The organism is Erwinia persicina (genome assembly GCF_014838825.1).
GTDB lineage: Bacteria > Pseudomonadota > Gammaproteobacteria > Enterobacterales > Enterobacteriaceae > Erwinia > Erwinia persicina_A.
Map to the genome: position 1 here is coordinate 66888 of NZ_JACYMO010000007.1, position 16997 is coordinate 83884.

At 57.1% G+C, this 16997-nt stretch carries 18 protein-coding genes; 12 read left to right on the top strand and 6 right to left on the bottom strand.

Annotation, left to right across the window (positions count from 1 at the left end; all coding sequences use genetic code 11):
* The first annotated feature begins 49 nt into the window (after positions 1-49).
* Together fumA and IFU29_RS16515 are read left to right on the top strand one after the other, a co-directional pair.
* Complete coding sequence (gene fumA, locus IFU29_RS16510; RefSeq protein WP_191934877.1) at positions 50-1696, top strand: class I fumarate hydratase FumA; 1647 nt, start codon at positions 50-52, stop codon at positions 1694-1696.
* Between the two features lie 207 nt (positions 1697-1903).
* Complete coding sequence (locus IFU29_RS16515) at positions 1904-3481, top strand: methyl-accepting chemotaxis protein (protein WP_191934878.1); 1578 nt, start codon at positions 1904-1906, stop codon at positions 3479-3481.
* A 54-nt stretch (positions 3482-3535) separates the two neighbouring features.
* On the opposite strand, the gene IFU29_RS16520 is transcribed toward IFU29_RS16515, so the two are convergent.
* Positions 3536-4000 carry a DUF805 domain-containing protein gene (locus tag IFU29_RS16520; protein ID WP_191934879.1) on the bottom strand — a complete coding sequence of 155 codons (465 nt, stop codon included), beginning with the start codon at positions 3998-4000 and terminating at the stop codon, positions 3536-3538.
* A 166-nt stretch (positions 4001-4166) separates the two neighbouring features.
* On the opposite strand from IFU29_RS16520, the gene IFU29_RS16525 reads away from it, so the two are divergent.
* From IFU29_RS16525 to treA, 4 genes are all read left to right on the top strand, one after another.
* Entirely contained in the window at positions 4167-6320 is a 2154-nt protein-coding gene (locus tag IFU29_RS16525) for a hypothetical protein (RefSeq protein WP_194710772.1), read from the top strand.
* Positions 6290-7015 (top strand): DUF3142 domain-containing protein, encoded by a 726-nt coding sequence (locus tag IFU29_RS16530; protein ID WP_191934880.1) that lies wholly within the window; start codon positions 6290-6292, stop codon positions 7013-7015. Before IFU29_RS16525 ends, IFU29_RS16530 begins: the two co-directional genes overlap by 31 nt.
* 110 nt (positions 7016-7125) lie before the next feature.
* Positions 7126-8055, top strand: a complete 930-nt coding sequence (argC, locus tag IFU29_RS16535; RefSeq protein WP_191934881.1) for an N-acetyl-gamma-glutamyl-phosphate reductase — start codon at positions 7126-7128, stop codon at positions 8053-8055.
* Between the two features lie 195 nt (positions 8056-8250).
* Positions 8251-9933 carry an alpha,alpha-trehalase TreA gene (gene treA / locus IFU29_RS16540; RefSeq protein WP_191934882.1) on the top strand — a complete coding sequence of 561 codons (1683 nt, stop codon included), beginning with the start codon at positions 8251-8253 and terminating at the stop codon, positions 9931-9933.
* 58 nt (positions 9934-9991) lie between these two features.
* Here treA and IFU29_RS16545 read toward each other — a convergent pair whose 3' ends face one another.
* Positions 9992-10240, bottom strand: a complete 249-nt coding sequence (locus IFU29_RS16545; protein ID WP_049851133.1) for a GlsB/YeaQ/YmgE family stress response membrane protein — start codon at positions 10238-10240, stop codon at positions 9992-9994.
* Between the two features lie 200 nt (positions 10241-10440).
* Between IFU29_RS16545 and IFU29_RS16550 the strand changes: the two genes are divergently transcribed.
* Complete coding sequence (locus IFU29_RS16550) at positions 10441-11178, top strand: flagellar brake protein (protein WP_191934883.1); 738 nt, start codon at positions 10441-10443, stop codon at positions 11176-11178.
* A 3-nt stretch (positions 11179-11181) separates the two neighbouring features.
* Here IFU29_RS16550 and emtA read toward each other — a convergent pair whose 3' ends face one another.
* Positions 11182-11817 (bottom strand): membrane-bound lytic murein transglycosylase EmtA, encoded by a 636-nt coding sequence (gene emtA / locus IFU29_RS16555; protein ID WP_191934884.1) that lies wholly within the window; start codon positions 11815-11817, stop codon positions 11182-11184.
* Positions 11818-12013: 196 nt separating this feature from the next.
* Here emtA and ldcA point away from each other — a divergent pair, with 196 nt between their 5' ends.
* Positions 12014-12937 (top strand): muramoyltetrapeptide carboxypeptidase, encoded by a 924-nt coding sequence (gene ldcA / locus IFU29_RS16560; RefSeq protein WP_191934885.1) that lies wholly within the window; start codon positions 12014-12016, stop codon positions 12935-12937.
* Between the two features lie 20 nt (positions 12938-12957).
* Positions 12958-13632 carry an MBL fold metallo-hydrolase gene (locus IFU29_RS16565; protein ID WP_191934886.1) on the top strand — a complete coding sequence of 225 codons (675 nt, stop codon included), beginning with the start codon at positions 12958-12960 and terminating at the stop codon, positions 13630-13632.
* Here IFU29_RS16565 and IFU29_RS16570 read toward each other — a convergent pair whose 3' ends face one another.
* Together IFU29_RS16570 and IFU29_RS16575 are read right to left on the bottom strand one after the other, a co-directional pair.
* On the bottom strand, positions 13633-14370 hold the full coding sequence (locus tag IFU29_RS16570; protein WP_191934887.1) for a class I SAM-dependent methyltransferase: 738 nt from the start codon (positions 14368-14370) through the stop codon (positions 13633-13635).
* A gap of 101 nt (positions 14371-14471) precedes the next feature.
* Positions 14472-14696 carry a YgdI/YgdR family lipoprotein gene (locus tag IFU29_RS16575; RefSeq protein ID WP_244633729.1) on the bottom strand — a complete coding sequence of 75 codons (225 nt, stop codon included), beginning with the start codon at positions 14694-14696 and terminating at the stop codon, positions 14472-14474.
* A 154-nt stretch (positions 14697-14850) separates the two neighbouring features.
* On the opposite strand from IFU29_RS16575, the gene IFU29_RS16580 reads away from it, so the two are divergent.
* Positions 14851-15096, top strand: a complete 246-nt coding sequence (locus tag IFU29_RS16580) for a DinI-like family protein (RefSeq protein ID WP_191934888.1) — start codon at positions 14851-14853, stop codon at positions 15094-15096.
* Positions 15097-15361: 265 nt separating this feature from the next.
* Positions 15362-15598: a hypothetical protein gene (locus IFU29_RS16585; protein ID WP_191934889.1), complete on the top strand. Its 237-nt coding sequence runs from the start codon at positions 15362-15364 to the stop codon at positions 15596-15598.
* A 24-nt stretch (positions 15599-15622) separates the two neighbouring features.
* Here the strand turns inward: IFU29_RS16585 and IFU29_RS16590 are convergent, their stop codons facing one another.
* Entirely contained in the window at positions 15623-15823 is a 201-nt protein-coding gene (locus tag IFU29_RS16590; RefSeq protein WP_191934890.1) for a hypothetical protein, read from the bottom strand.
* A gap of 450 nt (positions 15824-16273) precedes the next feature.
* On the opposite strand from IFU29_RS16590, the gene IFU29_RS16595 reads away from it, so the two are divergent.
* Entirely contained in the window at positions 16274-16963 is a 690-nt protein-coding gene (locus tag IFU29_RS16595) for an XRE family transcriptional regulator (RefSeq protein WP_191934891.1), read from the top strand.
* Positions 16964-16997 lie beyond the last annotated feature (34 nt).

The window sequence follows — 16997 nt, forward strand, 5'->3', positions numbered from 1 at the left end:
GGCCTCCGCGTCAGAGAAGGATGGCAGCACATCATTAAGTGAGAGCACAATGTCGAAAAAACCTTTCCATTATCAGACCCCGTTCCCTCTTGCCAAAGAGGATACCGAATACTACCTGTTGACCCGCGACCACGTTTCCGTGAGCGAATTCGAAGGACAGGAAATCCTCAAGGTCGAGCCGCAGGCGCTGACGCTGCTGGCACAGCAGGCCTTCCATGATGCCTCATTTATGCTGCGCCCTGCCCACCAGCGTCAGGTGGCGGCGATCCTCGCCGACCCCGAGGCCAGTGAAAATGATAAGTATGTCGCCCTGCAGTTCCTGAGGAACTCTGAAATCGCCGCCAAAGGGATTCTGCCGACCTGCCAGGACACCGGCACCGCGATTATCATGGGTAAAAAAGGCCAGCGGGTCTGGACCGGCGGCGGCGATGAAGCCGCCCTGGCCCAGGGCGTGTACAACACCTATACAGAAGATAACCTGCGCTATTCCCAGAATGCCCCGCTGGATATGTACAAAGAGGTCAATACCGGTACTAACCTGCCCGCGCAGATCGACCTCTACAGCGTTGACGGCGATGAGTATAAATTCCTCTGCATGGCAAAAGGCGGCGGTTCAGCCAACAAAACTTACCTGTATCAGGAAACCAAAGCGTTGCTCACCCCGGGTAAACTGAAAGATTACCTGACTGAAAAAATGCGCAGCCTCGGTACGGCCGCCTGTCCACCGTACCATATCGCCTTTGTCATCGGCGGCACCTCGGCTGACAGCACGCTGAAAACCGTCAAGCTGGCCTCCACGCACTACTATGACGAGCTGCCTACCGAAGGCAATGAACACGGTCAGGCGTTCCGCGACGTTCAGCTGGAGCAGGAGCTGCTGCTGGCAGCACAGCAGCTGGGCCTCGGTGCGCAGTTTGGTGGCAAATACTTTGCGCATGATATCCGGGTGATCCGCCTGCCACGTCACGGCGCATCCTGTCCGCTGGCGATGGCTGTCTCCTGCTCCGCTGACCGTAATATCAAAGCGAAGATCAACCGCGACGGGATCTGGATTGAGAAACTGGAAGAGAACCCGGGTCAGTATATTCCGGTCGAACTGCGCCAGCAGGGTGAAGGTGATGTGGTGCAGGTTGATCTGAACCGTCCCATGAAGGCGATCCTCGCCCAGCTGTCGGCATACCCGGTGTCGACCCGCCTGTCGCTGAGTGGCACCATTATTGTCGGCCGCGATATTGCCCATGCCAAACTGAAAGAGCGCATTGACAGCGGTGACGGCCTGCCGCAGTACATTAAAGATCACCCGGTGTACTACGCCGGCCCGGCGAAAACACCTGAAGGGTATGCTTCCGGCTCCCTTGGCCCGACAACCGCTGGCCGTATGGACTCTTACGTTGACCAGCTGCAGGCCAACGGCGGCAGCATGATCATGCTGGCAAAAGGCAACCGCAGCCAGCAGGTTACAGATGCCTGCCACAAGCACGGCGGTTTCTACCTCGGCAGCATTGGCGGGCCGGCTGCCGTGCTGGCGCAGCAGAGCATCAAGAGTCTGGAGTGCATTGAGTACCCTGAACTGGGGATGGAAGCCATTTGGAAGATCGAAGTGGAAAACTTCCCGGCCTTTATTCTGGTCGATGATAAAGGCAACGACTTCTTCCAGCAGATCCAGCAAAACCAATGCGATAAGTGTGTAAAATAAACGCGTAATCCGGTATTCCCCTCCCGCTGCGGAGGGGATGCCATTGTCACGAAAACGTCATAACCCCCCCTTCCTTCTACAGATCAACCTGTTAGCCGCTATTCTCTCCCTTTTCCCCTCTCCTGCCGATTAAAGTCACTGCCGATTGGGTCGATACCACTGGCGTACGTGAACTTATTGATTTTTTAACCGGGAAATCCTGACGCTATGAAACTTAATCACCTCTCCATCGGACAGCGACTGAGCCTGCTGGCGGCCATTTTATTGCTCGCCACCCTGTTTACCGGTCTGCGCGGTCTGATGATCAACGCCGATGGACTGACGCAGAACCAACATATTTTGGCCACGGAAGCGACCATAGCAGAGAGCATCGATACCGCACGCAACGCGCAGGTACAGTTTAAAATTCAGGTTCAGGAGTGGAAAAATACCCTGCTGCGCGGCACTCAGGGTCAGGATAAATTCGATCAGTACCGCACGGCCTTTATCGCCCGCAGTCAGAACACCCGGCAACTGCTTACTCAACTGAGTACCATGCTGCCGCAGATCGGCCTGAGTAATGCGGAGGTGCTGAAAACGCGTACGCTGCACGATGCACTGGAAGCACACTACCTTTCCGCCCTGCAGCAGTACGATCTGCGGGACAGCGGCAGCGCACACCGCGTCGATCGCCTGGTGACGGGCATCGACCGTGAACCCACCCGGATGATCGATGAAGTGGTCAGTGCCACGCTGAAGAAGGCGACGCTGCTGCGTCAGCAGAGTGAAGCACGCAACCTGCAGCAGTATCAGCAAACCCGCCTGATGCTGCTGCTGGCAATGGGCCTGACGCTACTGGCCGGGACGCTGATCACCTGGTGGCTGATCCGCAGTATCACCCGCCCGCTGGCTCAGGCCGTTTCTGTTGCCCGCGCCGTGGCCTCCGGCGATTTGCAGACGCCTATTGTGGTCAGCGGTCGCGATGAAACCGCCGGGCTGATGCATGCCCTGCACGACATGAACGGCAACCTGACGCGCATTGTCTCCGGCGTGCGCTCCGGCACGGAGACCATTGCCTCAGCCTCCGCTGAGATCGCCACCGGCAGCCGCGAGCTGTCCACCCGTAATGAAGCCCAGGCCAGCGCTATTGTACAGACGGCGGCCTCAATGGAAGAGCTGACCTCGGTGGTGAAAAACAACGCAGAGAACTCGCGCATCGCCAGCACCATCTCCATTGAAGCCTGCGCGGTCGCCAGCCAGGGCGGTGAAGTGGTAGAACAGGTGGTACAGACCATGAGTCAAATCCACCAGTTTTCTACCGAGATCAGCAATATTGTTGGAGTGATCGACAGTATCGCCTTTCAGACCAATATTCTGGCGCTCAATGCCGCGGTCGAAGCGGCCCGCGCCGGTAGTGAGGGGCGGGGGTTTGCGGTGGTGGCGGCCGAAGTCCGGGCGCTGGCGCACCGGTCTGCCTCGGCAGCAAAAGAGATCGGTACGCTGATCGATCGCTCGGTAACGCGCATCAATGAGGGAAATTCGCAGGTGAAAGTGGCGGGTAGCGCCATGGATGAGATCGTCAACAGCGTACAGCGCGTCAGCCAGCTGGTGGAAACCATCTCAATGGCCAGCGGCGAGCAGAGCAGCGGGATTGACCAGGTGAACGTAGCTGTGGTGCAGATGGACGCGGCCACCCAGCAGAACGCCACGCTGTCTCAGGCCTCGGCGGCGGCGGCTCAGGCCATGCAGCAGCAGGCAGAGCAGTTGCTGGAGATGGTGCGGGTGTTTAAGCTTCGCGACGCGTAGCTTCCGACGGGCCTGCACGGTGCTGCCAGACCGCGCTCCGGGCAGGCCTGCATGTCAGGCCTCCGCAGATTCCGGCGCGACGCTTTTTTTGCAGCAGAGAACGATCATGATCACCAGCGGCACCCAGCCGAGCAGCACCGACAGTACCATCTGTCCATAGATAAAGGTTTCCGGCGTAGCGAAACCGCGCAGGATCGCCGTCAGCAGCTTAAACAGGCCAGAGGTAATGAAGATGGCACCGAACCACCAGCCTGACCGGTTGATATCGTGCATGCGGCGAATACCGACGGCGATAAACGGCAGCAGAAACAGCAGGGAGAACAGCGACTGCGCCATCGAGCCATAAAACATCGCGGCACGCGAACCGGCCAGTGCCAGCAGAGACATCACCAGCATGCCCAGTAGCAGCGACAGCAGGATATTGAAGCCGAGAAATACCCAAAATTCCTTTCTGCCTGCCCGCCCCTGAAAGTTCACATACCCTTTCCAGCCGCGCAGGTAACACTGCCATACCGTCATGCCTGTTCCCCTGAACTCTTTAATTTTACGGGCATCATAGCGGGATAACGCCTGTCGCGTCATCCTGCAGCAGAAGATTAACGACGGCAAAGCCATTGAAGCGTGATCTGCTTTCGGCTTACTATTCGCGGGCTCATCAACGCTCCATTACCTACCGGAAAGGATTATGCGTAAATCAAGGATTGCCCTCACCGTCCTGGCGTCACTGACCGTCAGCGTTCAGGCGTTCGCGTCTTCGGATATTCAGAGCTGCCAGTGGGGCAGCAGCGACTGTTTTATCGTCAGCCCGCCGGTGCTGGACGTGACCAATGACACCCGTGACAATCTGTTGCGCCTGGTGAGTGAAAAGATGCCGCCCTCTCTGCTGGCACTGCCCGTGCCGCAGGACATAACCCGCAGCCGTTCATTCTATTTCGGCTACCATGACGAGGTGACGCCTGCCGCCAGCAGCCCGGTGGTCGCCGGGGATCCCCTGTCAGAAACGCTGCTAACGCAGATTGCCGCGCTGGGTCTTAACGACAACATTCTTAAGGTCACGCCGATGGCGCCAGGCGAAGAGGAAAATCGTTTTGTCTCTTACACGCTGAGCACCGTTTCCCAGTTTTTCGCTGCGCTGCTGGCCGATACCACGCTGGACGCAGAACAGCGTAAGGCGCTGGCCACCGCGCGGATGTCCCTGTCCGACAGTGCCGGATACCGCCAGCAGACAGCAGCGCTGCCCGGTTCTGAAGGGTCTGCGGCTCAGGCCTTCCGTGACTACCTGCTGGCCGCCAGCTTCTTCTATCAGGGTGACTACCCGGCAGCCGGACAGGCATTCACCTCACTGGAAAAATCCACACAGCCCTGGGTAGCGGAAACCGCCAGCTATATGCTGATGCGCACGGCGTTGAATCAGAGCAGTCAGAACGCCAACGGTGAATATGGCGATTTCGATGTTAAAAAAATCGACAGAGAGGCTGCAGCCAGCGCGATGACAGCGGCCCGTGCCTATCTGACGGCCTGGCCAAAAGGACAGTATGTGGCCTCGGCAGAGGGGATGATGCGCCGTATTAACTGGTATCTGGAAGACTGGGACTCGCTGGCAAAACAATATGAACACTCCCTGACGCAGGCGACACACACGGATGACGTTATCGCACTGATCGCTGAAAACGATCTGAAGCTGCAAAGCAAAGATCAAAGCGGCGATGCGATATTCACCAGCGCCACCGGCGCTCCGCTGCTGACCTTTACTCAGACGCTGCGTCTGATGCGCAGTCACGACTGCCCGTCACGCCAGCCCTGCGTCGATGCGGCTTATCTTGAGAGCATTAAGCCGATATTCGACCAGGCCGACCGGCTGCCGCTGTGGCACTATCTGACCCGGATGCAGGCATTCCGTCAGGGTGACTACCCCGCCGTGATCGCCGCGATTAAACCCGCAGACGCCCTGCCCGCGCACGATATCCTGACGTTCAGCGAACAGGTCCTGTACGGCGATGCACTGATGGCCCGCCAGCAGTGGCCGGCTGCCCGTGACCACTGGTCACATCTGTTAACCCTGAGTCAGGATGCAGAACAGCAACAGTTCCTGCAGGGACGGCTGGCCGCCGCGCTGGTGTCTGGCGATGAAACAGCAAAAATCTTCGCCCCGGACAGTCAGGTAACGAACCTGCGATACCGTTCGCTGGTGCTGAAGACCCGGGCTACCCCCGCCCTGCTGCGCCAGCAGGCCAGCAACGGCCCCAACGATGAAGAACGCACCATCGCCCTGCACACCCTGCTGGTCAGGGATCTCACCGAAGCGCGCTACGGTGAGTGGCTGCAGGATCGGACGCTGGCCGGGCATATCACCACGCCAGTGGTGACCGGGGCGTTTGACGATGTGCAGCTCAGCGCCTTCGACTGGAGCGGGGAAAAGACCGAAAAAGGCTATGCCTGCCCGTCGCTGCAGACGGTCGTGACGCAGCTCAATGGTCAGCGCGACAACAGCCACGCGCTGAACTGCCTGAGCGAATTCTTCCGCACCACCGGTGTTGCGGTCAGTCTCGCGGCCGACAGCGGCGGCAACGGCACGCTGGACACGACGGTGACGGAAGGTAAACGGCCCGGACAGCCGGACCGCCAGCACTACTACCAGCAGGTGATTGGCAACAGCAAAACGGAACCAGAAGATAAAAGCTATGCGCTGTATCGCGCCGTGATGTGCTACGCCCCGTCGGGCTACAGCGACTGCGGCGGCGCAGAAGTCGATAAGTCCCAGCGCCAGCGCTGGTTCACGCAGCTGAAAAAACAGTATCCGGGAAGCGCGTGGGCCAAAAAGCTCAAGTATTACTGGTAAGCCTGGCGCTGGTGTTCCTGTCTGCGCTGCCGGTCAGGGCCACACAGCAGATTACCGCCCGCGATGCTCAGGCATTCTGGCTGTGGTCGGGCGTCCGGCCGGGTCCTGAGCTGCGCACTGCGCGCACCGTCTATCTGCATCAGGGGGAGGTGATCTCCCGGCAGGGTCAGGCGGTGTTTGTCCGTATGGGTCTGCCGGTCAGTCGTTTAACCTTCCCGCAGATCTGGATCACGGTGCGCATGGAAACGCTGGCGGTACCGGACGCCATGCTGGAGCGCACGGTTCAGCTGGCGCGGCGCTGGCAGCAGGCCGGTAATCACGTGGCCGGCGTGCAGATTGACTTTGATGCAGCCACCCACCGTCTGGATCAGTACAGCCTGTTTCTGCAGCGGCTGAGAAAAGTCCTGCCGCCAGAGTTCTCTCTGGGGGTAACCGGGCTGCTCGACTGGGCGAAAACGGGCAACGTCGCTACGTTGAATGCGCTACCGGTGGATGAGCTGGTGATCCAGAGCTACCAGGGACGCCAGACAGTCAGCCGCTATGCTGACTATCTTCCGGCGCTGGACGGTCTGCGCATCCCCTTCCGCCTGGGGCTGGTACAGCACGGACAATGGAATAAGCAGGATGAGCAGCGCCTGCTGGCCTCGCCGTGGTATCGCGGCAGCGTGATCTTTTTACTCAACCCCGAAAAATGACTTTTTATGCAAATTAATCAGATAAAAAGTCATTTTTTATTGTCCTCACGGCCGCCATCACGCATACTCTGAACCTACTGTTTTTCACCCATTTAAGGCAAAGGGCTGTAATGAGTCAGAAATATCGCGTGTTTATCGACGGTCAGGCGGGCACCACCGGGTTGCAGATCCAGCAGCGGTTAGCCCGCCATCCCCGGATTGAAATGCTGCACATTGATGAGGCACTGCGCAAAGATGCCGCCGCCCGTCAGGCGCTGATGAAACAGGCTGATGTCAGTATTCTTTGCCTGCCCGATGCGGCCGCGCGTGAAGCGGTTGCCCTGGCCGATGCCGTCGGCGCGCGCGTGCTGGACGCCAGCTCCGCCCACCGTGTTGATGCGGACTGGGTCTATGGCCTGCCAGAACTGGCGGCCGGTCAGCGTGAAAAAATCCGTGCAGCCAGCCACGTCTCCAACCCGGGTTGCTATGCCACCGGGGCCATTGCGCTGCTGGCCCCGCTTACGCAGTGCGGTCTGCTGAAGGCCGACCAGCCGCTGGCGATTAATGCCGTGTCCGGCTACAGCGGCGGCGGTAAAGCGATGATCGAAAAATACCAGCAGGCCGGTACCGGCTTTGCCGCTTACGGCCTCGGCTTTGATCACAAGCATCTGAAAGAGATCCAGGCCTGGGGTGGACTGACCAGCAGGCCGATTTTCCAGCCTGCGGTGGGTGATTATGCCCAGGGGATGCTGGTCTTTATCCCGGTGAATAACAGCGACGGCGCGGCTTTCCAGCAGGCGCTGGCCCGCTTCTATGCCGGTCAGCATTTTATTCAGGTACACGCGCTGAATCACATGGATGAGGACACATCACCGTATCTGCTGCCGGAAGCGCTGAACAATACTAATAATATGGAACTGTTCGTCTTCAGCCATGCGCAGCAGCGTCAGAGCATGCTGGTCGCCAGACTGGATAACCTGGGTAAAGGTGCGTCGGGTGCGGCGGTACAGAACCTGAACCTGATGCTCGGTCTGCCGGAAGACCTTTGCGTCAACCTGTGAAGGGACTTAACGGGGGCGCAGGCCGTCCCCGTCTCTTCAACTGATCCTGTTAACTGAACCCGCCATTGCGCTAAAATCCTTACCTGACTCACAGTTTATCCCTTCGCTTCCTGATCATTTCGTCAAAATCGACTAAAGTTTTAATCTGCTCAACTACTTACAGATCATGTACGGTCTGGACATGGAGAATGGCCAATGAGAAGAGTCGAACAACGTCAATGGAACACCCGCCTGTTTACCCCCCTGTTACTGACTGCTGCCCTGACGGCCAGTTTTTCACTGCAGGCGGAAGAGAGCCAGCGGATGCTGAGCAGCAACCCTCCGCCGCCTGATGTGCGTCTGGGGCCACTGTTCCACGCGGTGCAGGCAGCGAAGCTATATCCCGACCAGAAAACGTTTGCCGACGCCGTGCCTAAGCAGGACCCGACCGCCATTCTCAGCGACTGGCAGATGCAGAAACAGCAGCGCAATTTCAATCTGAAACGTTTTGTCGAGACAAACTTCACCCTGCCCGCTGCCGGCGAAAAATATGTTCCCCCATCCGGGCAGAGCCTGCGGGCACACATTAATGGCCTGTGGCCGGTGCTGACGCGGTCGGCCAGCCAGGCGAATCAGTGGGATTCGCTACTGCCGCTGCCAAAACCCTATGTGGTGCCGGGCGGTCGCTTCCGTGAAGTCTATTACTGGGACAGCTACTTCACCATGCTCGGTCTGGCAGAAAGCGGACACTGGGACCGCGTGCAGGACATGGTCGATAACTTCGCCTCGGAGCTGGATAAATACGGCCATATTCCTAACGGCAACCGCAGCTACTACCTCAGCCGTTCTCAGCCGCCGTTCTTCAGTATGATGGTCGACCTGCTGGCGAAGCACGACGGCGAAGCCGTTTACAGCAAATATCTGCCGCAGTTGGAGAAAGAGTACAACTACTGGATGGCCGATGCAGACAGTCCGTCGTTAGCCGCCGGTTCGGCCAGCAAGCGGATCGTTAAGCTGAAAGATGGCACCCTGCTCAACCGTTACTGGGATGCCCGCGACGTGCCACGTACCGAATCCTACATGGATGATATCGCCACCGCAGGCAAAGCGCCGGATCGCGACAAAGCCGGGCTGTACCGTGACCTGCGTGCCGGAGCGGCCTCGGGCTGGGATTTCAGCTCACGCTGGTTCGATAAGCCGGGCGATCTGGCCACCATCCACACCACGCGTATCGTACCGGTTGACCTCAATGCCCTGATGTTCCATCTGGAAAAAACCCTGGCTCATGCTTATCAGGTGGCAAAGAATGAGGACGCCAGCAAACGCCTGACCGCACGCGCCGCGCAGCGTCAGGAAGCGATTAACCGCTATTTGTGGGATGACAAACAGGGCTGGTATGCCGACTATGACTGGCAGAAAGCCGAGGGCCGTCCACAGCTGACGGCCGCTGCGCTGTTCCCGCTCTATCTCCAGGCAGCCACTGACGATCACGCTAACCGCACCGCCACGGCAGTGAAGGCACAGCTGCTGAAGGAAGGAGGGCTGGTGACCACCACGGTGAATAACGGTCAGCAGTGGGATGCACCTAACGGCTGGGCTCCCCTGCAGTGGGCCGCTGTCGAAGGGCTGAACCACTACGGCAAACAGGATCTGGCCAAAGAGATTGGTATGCGATTCCTGCAGAATGTGCAGGCCACCTACGATAAAGAGCACAAGCTGGTGGAGAAATACGTGGTCGAAGGGAAAGGTCTTGGCGGCGGTGGCGGCGGTGAATACCCGCTCCAGGATGGCTTTGGCTGGACCAACGGCGTCACGCTGAAACTGATGGATCTTTACTGTCCGAAAGAGACGACCTGTAATAACGTCGGCGATATCAGCGCCGCCAGACCGGCGAAATAACACCGGTTATACGCAACAAAAAAGGGAGGCCGGAGCCTCCCTTTTTTAACATGCGGTTTTAGCTGCGCACTTTACGGTAGATCCACAGCACCACAATGGCACCCACTACCGCGACAACGAAGCTGCCGAAGTTAAACCCGTCTACCCTGCCGAAGCCGAACAAGGTGCTGATCCAGCCACCGACAACGGCACCCACCACCCCAAGCACGACGGTGATAATGAAGCCGCCACCATCTTTACCCGGCATGATCCACTTGGCAATAATACCGGCGATAAGACCAAAGATGATCCATGAAAGAATACCCATTTCTGACTCCTTAATATCTTCTGATTTAACGCTTCACCTAATAAAACGCACTAAGTATAGGCGAGGTTTCTAAGTCTGTGATTTAAATCTAAACTTTCTTAACAACTTTAGTAAGATAATTGTAAAGGACGCGATGCAGGTGCCGATAACCGTTACAGGGCCGCTAACGCGCATGATGGGGTATTCGACTGGAGCTGGATGTGAAAGAGGACGACAAAGAGCAGTATCTGAAACGTGGGCCGCTGGCCGTGCTGGCCGTCCTGCGGGATCTTCTGGAGAACCAGACGCCGGTGATGGTCTCCCACGCGCGTGGCCAGTTTATCACCCGGCTGCTGTATGCTGACAAAGCGAACATGGTGCTCGATTTCGGCAGTAATGACTATGACAATCAGCTGGCCAGCGAGGCTGACAACCTGCACATCACCGCAGAAACCCGTGGCGCCAAAGTCGAGTTTGCTCTGCACGCGTTGGGGACGGTAGAGCATGACGGGCTGCCGGCTTTTTCTGCCGACCTGCCGGAACTGCTCTGGATGATCCAGCGCCGCGAGTTTTTCCGCGTGACCGCCCCGCTCAATCCGGTGTTTTACTGTCATATTCCCTGGCCTGACGGATCCGGTGAAGGCCGGCTGCGCCTGCAGGACTTGTCTCTGGGTGGCGTGGGCGTCCTTTCGGACAGCGCGCTGCCGGAGACGCTGAAAACCGGCGACAGCATTACTAAACTGCGCGTGGAGATGGGCGACTATGGCCGTTTTGAAGTGGATGCACAGCTGATCACCATCGGTAAACGCAGCGTGGTGGGCAGTAAAAGTGAAACGATAGTCACCCCCCGCCTGAGCTTTCGCTTCCTGTCGCTGAACGCGGCACAGGAGCGGGCGTTACAGCAGGTGATCTTTTCACTGGAACGGCTGGCGCGCGATAAAGCCAACCGTTTCCAGTAAATATCAGATGGTGCGGTAGGCGGTGGTGACCTTCCACAGGTAGCGCGGTGCCTGAGCCGCCGGATGCTTATTCTGTACGTGCTGATAGAACGCTTCCGGGGTCATGGCATTAATCATCGCAATTGCCCGGTCACGATCGCGCGAGAAGGTGCGAAGCAGCGCTCCGGCCCCGTTGGCATAGGAAACGATGGTGGCATAGCGCAGGGTTTTCGGATCGCGAATGCCCGCCAGCTGCTGCTCCTGCAGAATACGCAGATACGCGGTACCAATGTCGATATTCTTCACCGGATCGCGCAGTTCTGACTTCGTCGGCTGGCCGCGCAGGCCCTGAGAACGATACACTTCACGCCCGGCCGTTGAGGCCTTTATCTGCATCAATCCAACGGCATTCGATCTGCTGACAACCGTTGGATTGCCGCCCGATTCCACGGCAATAATCGCTTCAACCAGCTTTTGATCCACACCGTTCCGCTGGGCGGCCTGCTCGGTCATCATGGACCAGGCGCTGGCCACCTGTGAAGGCGGTGCCTGGGTTAAGGGCGTGTCGGTCTGACGAACAATTTTTCTGTGCGGTTCGCTGGCACAGCCTGCCAGCAGTAATGCTGCGATGATCGCCGCTGTTTTCACGCTTTTTCTCACGCTTTTATTATCCTCTGAGCCTTAGCTTCATGACTATCATACGGCATGTCTGCCTTCAGGAAATTGCCGTCACTCTTAAATTGTGCGGTATGCGGATGACTTCATAACGGCTATTCGTCATCATCGACATTATAGGACCGCACTGAATTCGAAATAATTCCCTGCGTGCGCATAAAAAACCACCAAAGTGAGCGTTATGTCAACTATTCCACGTACGATTCATCTGGTTGCCCCCTCGGGTTACTGCCACAATCCTGCGGCCGCAGCACGCGGCGTCGCCCGCCTGGAGGCTGACGGCCACCGGGTGACGAACAGCGGCGTTATTGCCCGCCGTGAACAGCGTTTTGCCGGCAGTGACAGCCAGCGTCTGGCCGATATTAACGGCCTGGCTACGCTGGAGACGCTCCCGGATATCGTTTTGGCCGTGCGCGGGGGATATGGTGCCTCCCGCCTGTTGCCCCTCATTGACTATTCTGCACTGCGCGATCGCCTGCTGGATGCCCCCATTGCCCTGTGTGGCCACAGCGATTTCACCGCCATTCAGCTGGCGCTGCTGGCGCAAAGTGGCGTCCTCAGCTTCAGCGCCCCGATGCTGGCAGGTAACTTCGGCGCTGAGGTTTTATCTGAATTTACCGTCCGGCACTTCTGGCACGCGCTAACTTCCCCTACATTAACGGTAAACTGGACGACAGTATCACAGCAGGTACAGGTGGCCGGCACCGTATGGGGTGGTAACCTGGCGATGATAACGTCGCTGATTGGTACACCCTGGATGCCCGATATCCACGGTGGCATTCTGGTGATCGAGGATGTGAATGAGCACCCTTTCCGCATTGAACGGATGCTGCTTCAGCTGCATCAGTGCGGCCTACTTTCCCGCCAGAGTGCCATTGTTACCGGCAGTTTTAGCGGAACCACTTCGACGGATTATGACAACGGCTACGATTTCACCAGCGTCTGGAACCTGATACGCGATTTAACCGGCCTGCCGGTGGTCACCGATCTGCAGTTTGGCCATAGTGCGGACACCGTCACCCTGCCCCTTGGTGCCCGGGGCCAATTGACAGTGGAGGGATCCGCAGCGTCACTGCAGATATCAGGACATCCCGTGCTGCGCTGATCGTGGGGAGCACAATAATAATGAAACAGTTGTATGAAGATCTCTGGGTATCCACCCCGGAGTTTCCCGCCAGTAAGGATGAACCGGAGCAGCTCATGCACGGTTTTTTATTGCAGCATTTGCGTGGAAATTTACTGATTTCACGGGTAACCAGCGCGGAAGATCAGCAGGCCATTGCCGATCGCGGTGGTCTCATCCGCCATTATCTGACTCACTGTCATGAGGCCTGTCCTGCGACGCGGGCATTACAGCAGCGGTTTAATTCCGCGCTGTACTGCCATGCGCGGGCTTTAGGTCAGGTCAGCCATTTCGCGGAAGCCGATGCCACCTTTCATACGGCTGAAGTTCACTGCGGCAGTTTTCATGTGGTCCCCACACCCGGCCACACGCCGGGCAGCACCAGTTATCTTTATGCGTCACCCTATGGCAAAACCTACCTGTTCGTTGGTGACACTGTCACGTTATCTCGCGGGCGTTGGGTGACAGTACTGGTAGAGGAAAGTAATGAAAACGATCTGCGGCAGACGCTGGAGTTTTACCGGGCGTTACGCCCGGATGTGGTGCTGATGGGAACCACCCTCGGCCACCAGGCGTGGCAGGAGGTGGATGTGCGTCAGTGGCTGGCGCTGCTGGATGAGGCAGAGAATAACGTACTGGATCTGCGCCATTCCGCGCTGCATACCAGCCTCCACTGATCAGGCGTTGGGCCGGGTGACCGCCATAATAAACAGCATCGGTCGCTCCTGTTCTTCCGCCAGCGCGGGCTGTTGTTCTACCTGCTGCGGCGTCGGGCCCCACTCGTTGAGCGAGTCGATGGTAAACCCGGCGGCGACAAGGTGATTAATCCAGGTGCCCAGCGTGCGGTGCTGCTTGATAACCCCGTCGGCAAACCAGTTGGTCACCCGCTTTCCTTCGCGCTGATAGTCACTGAGCGGCCAGCATTTCTGCTGTTCTCCGGCACTCAGCCAGCCCGGGTTGCGGGGTGCCGTGTAGATCGGATGTTCGGCAGTAAAAATGAACTGCCCGCCAGGTTTCAGGGAGGCAAACACCGTCTGCAATAGCGTTGGCAGCGCTTCCACATAATGCAGTGCGAGGGCACTCCACGCCAGATCGTAGCGCTGCGGCGGCAGGGTTAACGTTTCCAGATCCGCACGCTGCCAGTCAATCGCCGGGTTATCCCCCAGCGAGACCGCTTTTGCCAGCATTTTTTCCGAGACATCCAGCGCCAGCACCGCTTCAGCGCCCTGCTGGCAGGCATAACGACTGAACCAGCCGTAACCACAGCCCAAATCGACCACCTGACTCATTTTTAACGGAGGCAGGAGCGCCTGCACCGCAGGCCACTCAGGCGCGCCTTCCAGGCCCTGAGTGGAGCGATTCAGCGTGGCATAACCGGCAAAAAAGGCCGGGTCGTCATAAATATTTTGTGTCATTCACCGTTTCCTTAGCGTCATTCCTCCCGGAACAGGGGAGAATTTTAGCGTCGGGTGACCACAAAAAAAAGCGTTTCTCCCCTGAACGGTGAGCATTGTCCTCAGTTTTTGACCCGGGACATACTTTTGACCTCCTGCAGATTCACCGCCTGCGTGCGCCCGGTGGCGTCGGTATATACCAGCATCTGAGTGGCGCGATCGAGGTGAGGCTTACCTTCAACCACCACGGTACTGCCATCGCGCATGTGCAGAATATGGTCGCTACTGCAACCTGCCAGCAATCCCACCAGCATCAGTAACATACAGCCCGTCATTCTGTTGCTCATGTCGTTCTCCTTGTTAACAGGTTGACTATTTTAGCCCTGTACCCCACTCCGTTTTGCTGTTTACTGCCTTTCTTCTCCTCGCAGGGGAAATAGTGTTTGTACCCGGCGAAAGATACCTGTATTTTTATCCAGCAAAAATGCACAAGGAGCAAAAATGTTTGTTGAACTGATTTATGACAAGCGCAACGTAGCCGGTCTGGCGAATGCCGAACAGCTGATCCTTAACGAGCTGGAAAAACGCGTACAGAAAGTGTTTCCTGACGCCCTGGTTAAGGTGAAGCCTATGCAGGCCAACGGCGTGAAAAGTGACGCCAGCAAAAGTGATAAATCCACGCTGCTGCGCATCATCGAAGAGATGTTTGATGAAGCCGACGAGTGGATGGTATCCGAAGAATTTTGATGCTAATACCGTGCGGTCAGCCAAAAAAATTGATGTTGATGCGGAATGATACGGGTTTTTATTTGCATTTGTTCCGCATCGTCCTATTATTTAAATTAATCGATTTCCCTGGTGTTGGCCCGCACTCAAGCTCTTAGCGGGCTTTTTTTTGCCCCGAATACCCCTGAACGTTATATAGCCCACCGTTTTGTCTCTGTCCCTAAAGTTTTCCCGCCCGCTGCCGAAAAATTAACCACACCATAAGCAGGCAATAATCGGGACAGCAATGGCCACAATTTATATTCCGTCACTGATGGGTTTACTCAGTCATGCCGAACGGCAGAAAGGGACGAGGCTGACGCGCGAGGAAGTGGAAGCGCTGCGCGATTCTGTTCTCTGCGTGACCATCCCTGACCGCATTGCCTGCGCGCTGGACCCGTCACAAAACTTCAGTGAAACAGACCCGGCGCGCTGCTGGGAGGAGTGGTCACGCTACCGGCATCGCACTGAAACGATGCCGTGATGAAGGCGGGCGGGCAACGGGCCCCTAACGATGGGCGCTGGCCGCCAGCTCTTCGCTCAGTAAATCGTGTACTTTTGCTGCAAAGGCTGAACTGTCGCGCAGCATCTGAATGGCTTCTTCCAGCGTCTGGGGGGGCATCTGCCCCACAATACGCCAGCCGAGAGCGATATTTTTTGCTTCTTCAAGCCGTTCAAATTGATGTTCGCCAGATACCGATTCAGACACGATCTTCTCCTGATTTAACTTTTGGTCCTATTTTACGTAGCCTGATGACGACATCACAACCCCACCACTGGATTTAAATTGCTCTTTGTCTGCTTTTCAAGCGTTTATCGGTTAAAAAAGCATAACCGTTCCCCCATCCGTATTTTTCCCCGTATAAAATACAGCCAGTAATTTCCAGAAAAGCTCTCTCACATCCGGTAAATCGGGTATTTTTTCGGAAAGGCGCTGACTCGATTGAGCAGGCGGCGCTGAAGGCCAGGGCCTATCGCCGTCGTTTAACCCGGGATGATGGCCGTATGGTTGCGATCGGTCACGTTCAGTTGCACACTGTTTCTGCCGTTATTGGGCTTTACGACGCACACTTAATTGCAGTGTTGCGCCATTAATCCCCGTAACCGCGCTTTGAATGCGCCATGCGCAATTCAAAAACACATAACAGGGAGATATGTGATGAAACCAGGCGTTCGAATCCGTCAGTTACGTAAAACGCAGAAAATGACGCTCAGGGAACTGGCACAGCGTGTCGGTAGCGATGTGGGGAATCTGTCGCGCCTGGAGCGTGGCCGTCAGGGCTACAGCGATGTCATGCTGGAAAAAATCGCGGCGGCGCTGTCAGTGAGTATTTCAGGCCTCTTTTCCACGGAGATAAGCGATAACACGCCTGCGCCGCCAGGGGTTCCCCCTTCCGCCACGCAGGAGGTGTATCGGGTTGATGCCGTCGATCTACCCACCCGCACTGGCCGCCATCCTCCGGCCCGGGACGTGGTGCAGGTGGTGCATGCTGTGGAATACGTCCGCTCAGAAGCGATGATGATATTTAACAATAAGCCCGCCCCTGCCGTCAGGCTGATCAACGTGCGCGGTGACAGCATGGCTGGCACCCTCGATCCCGGCGACCTTATTTTTGTCGATACCAGCATTGATTTTTTCGAGGGGGATGGGATCTATCTGTTTAACTATCAGGATGATATTTTTGTTAAACGGCTGCAAAAAGTGAAATCACAGCTGTATGTAATCTCGGATAACCCACGCTATAAAGCGTGGACGATTTCAGCGGATGAACGGCCCGGATTGCATGTCACTGGCCGCGTCATGCTCAGTCAGTCACAGCAGTTTCGCTGTCACGCCAGGTTGAAATAACCCGCTCTGCGGCGGGTTTTACCTGCTGTCGCCC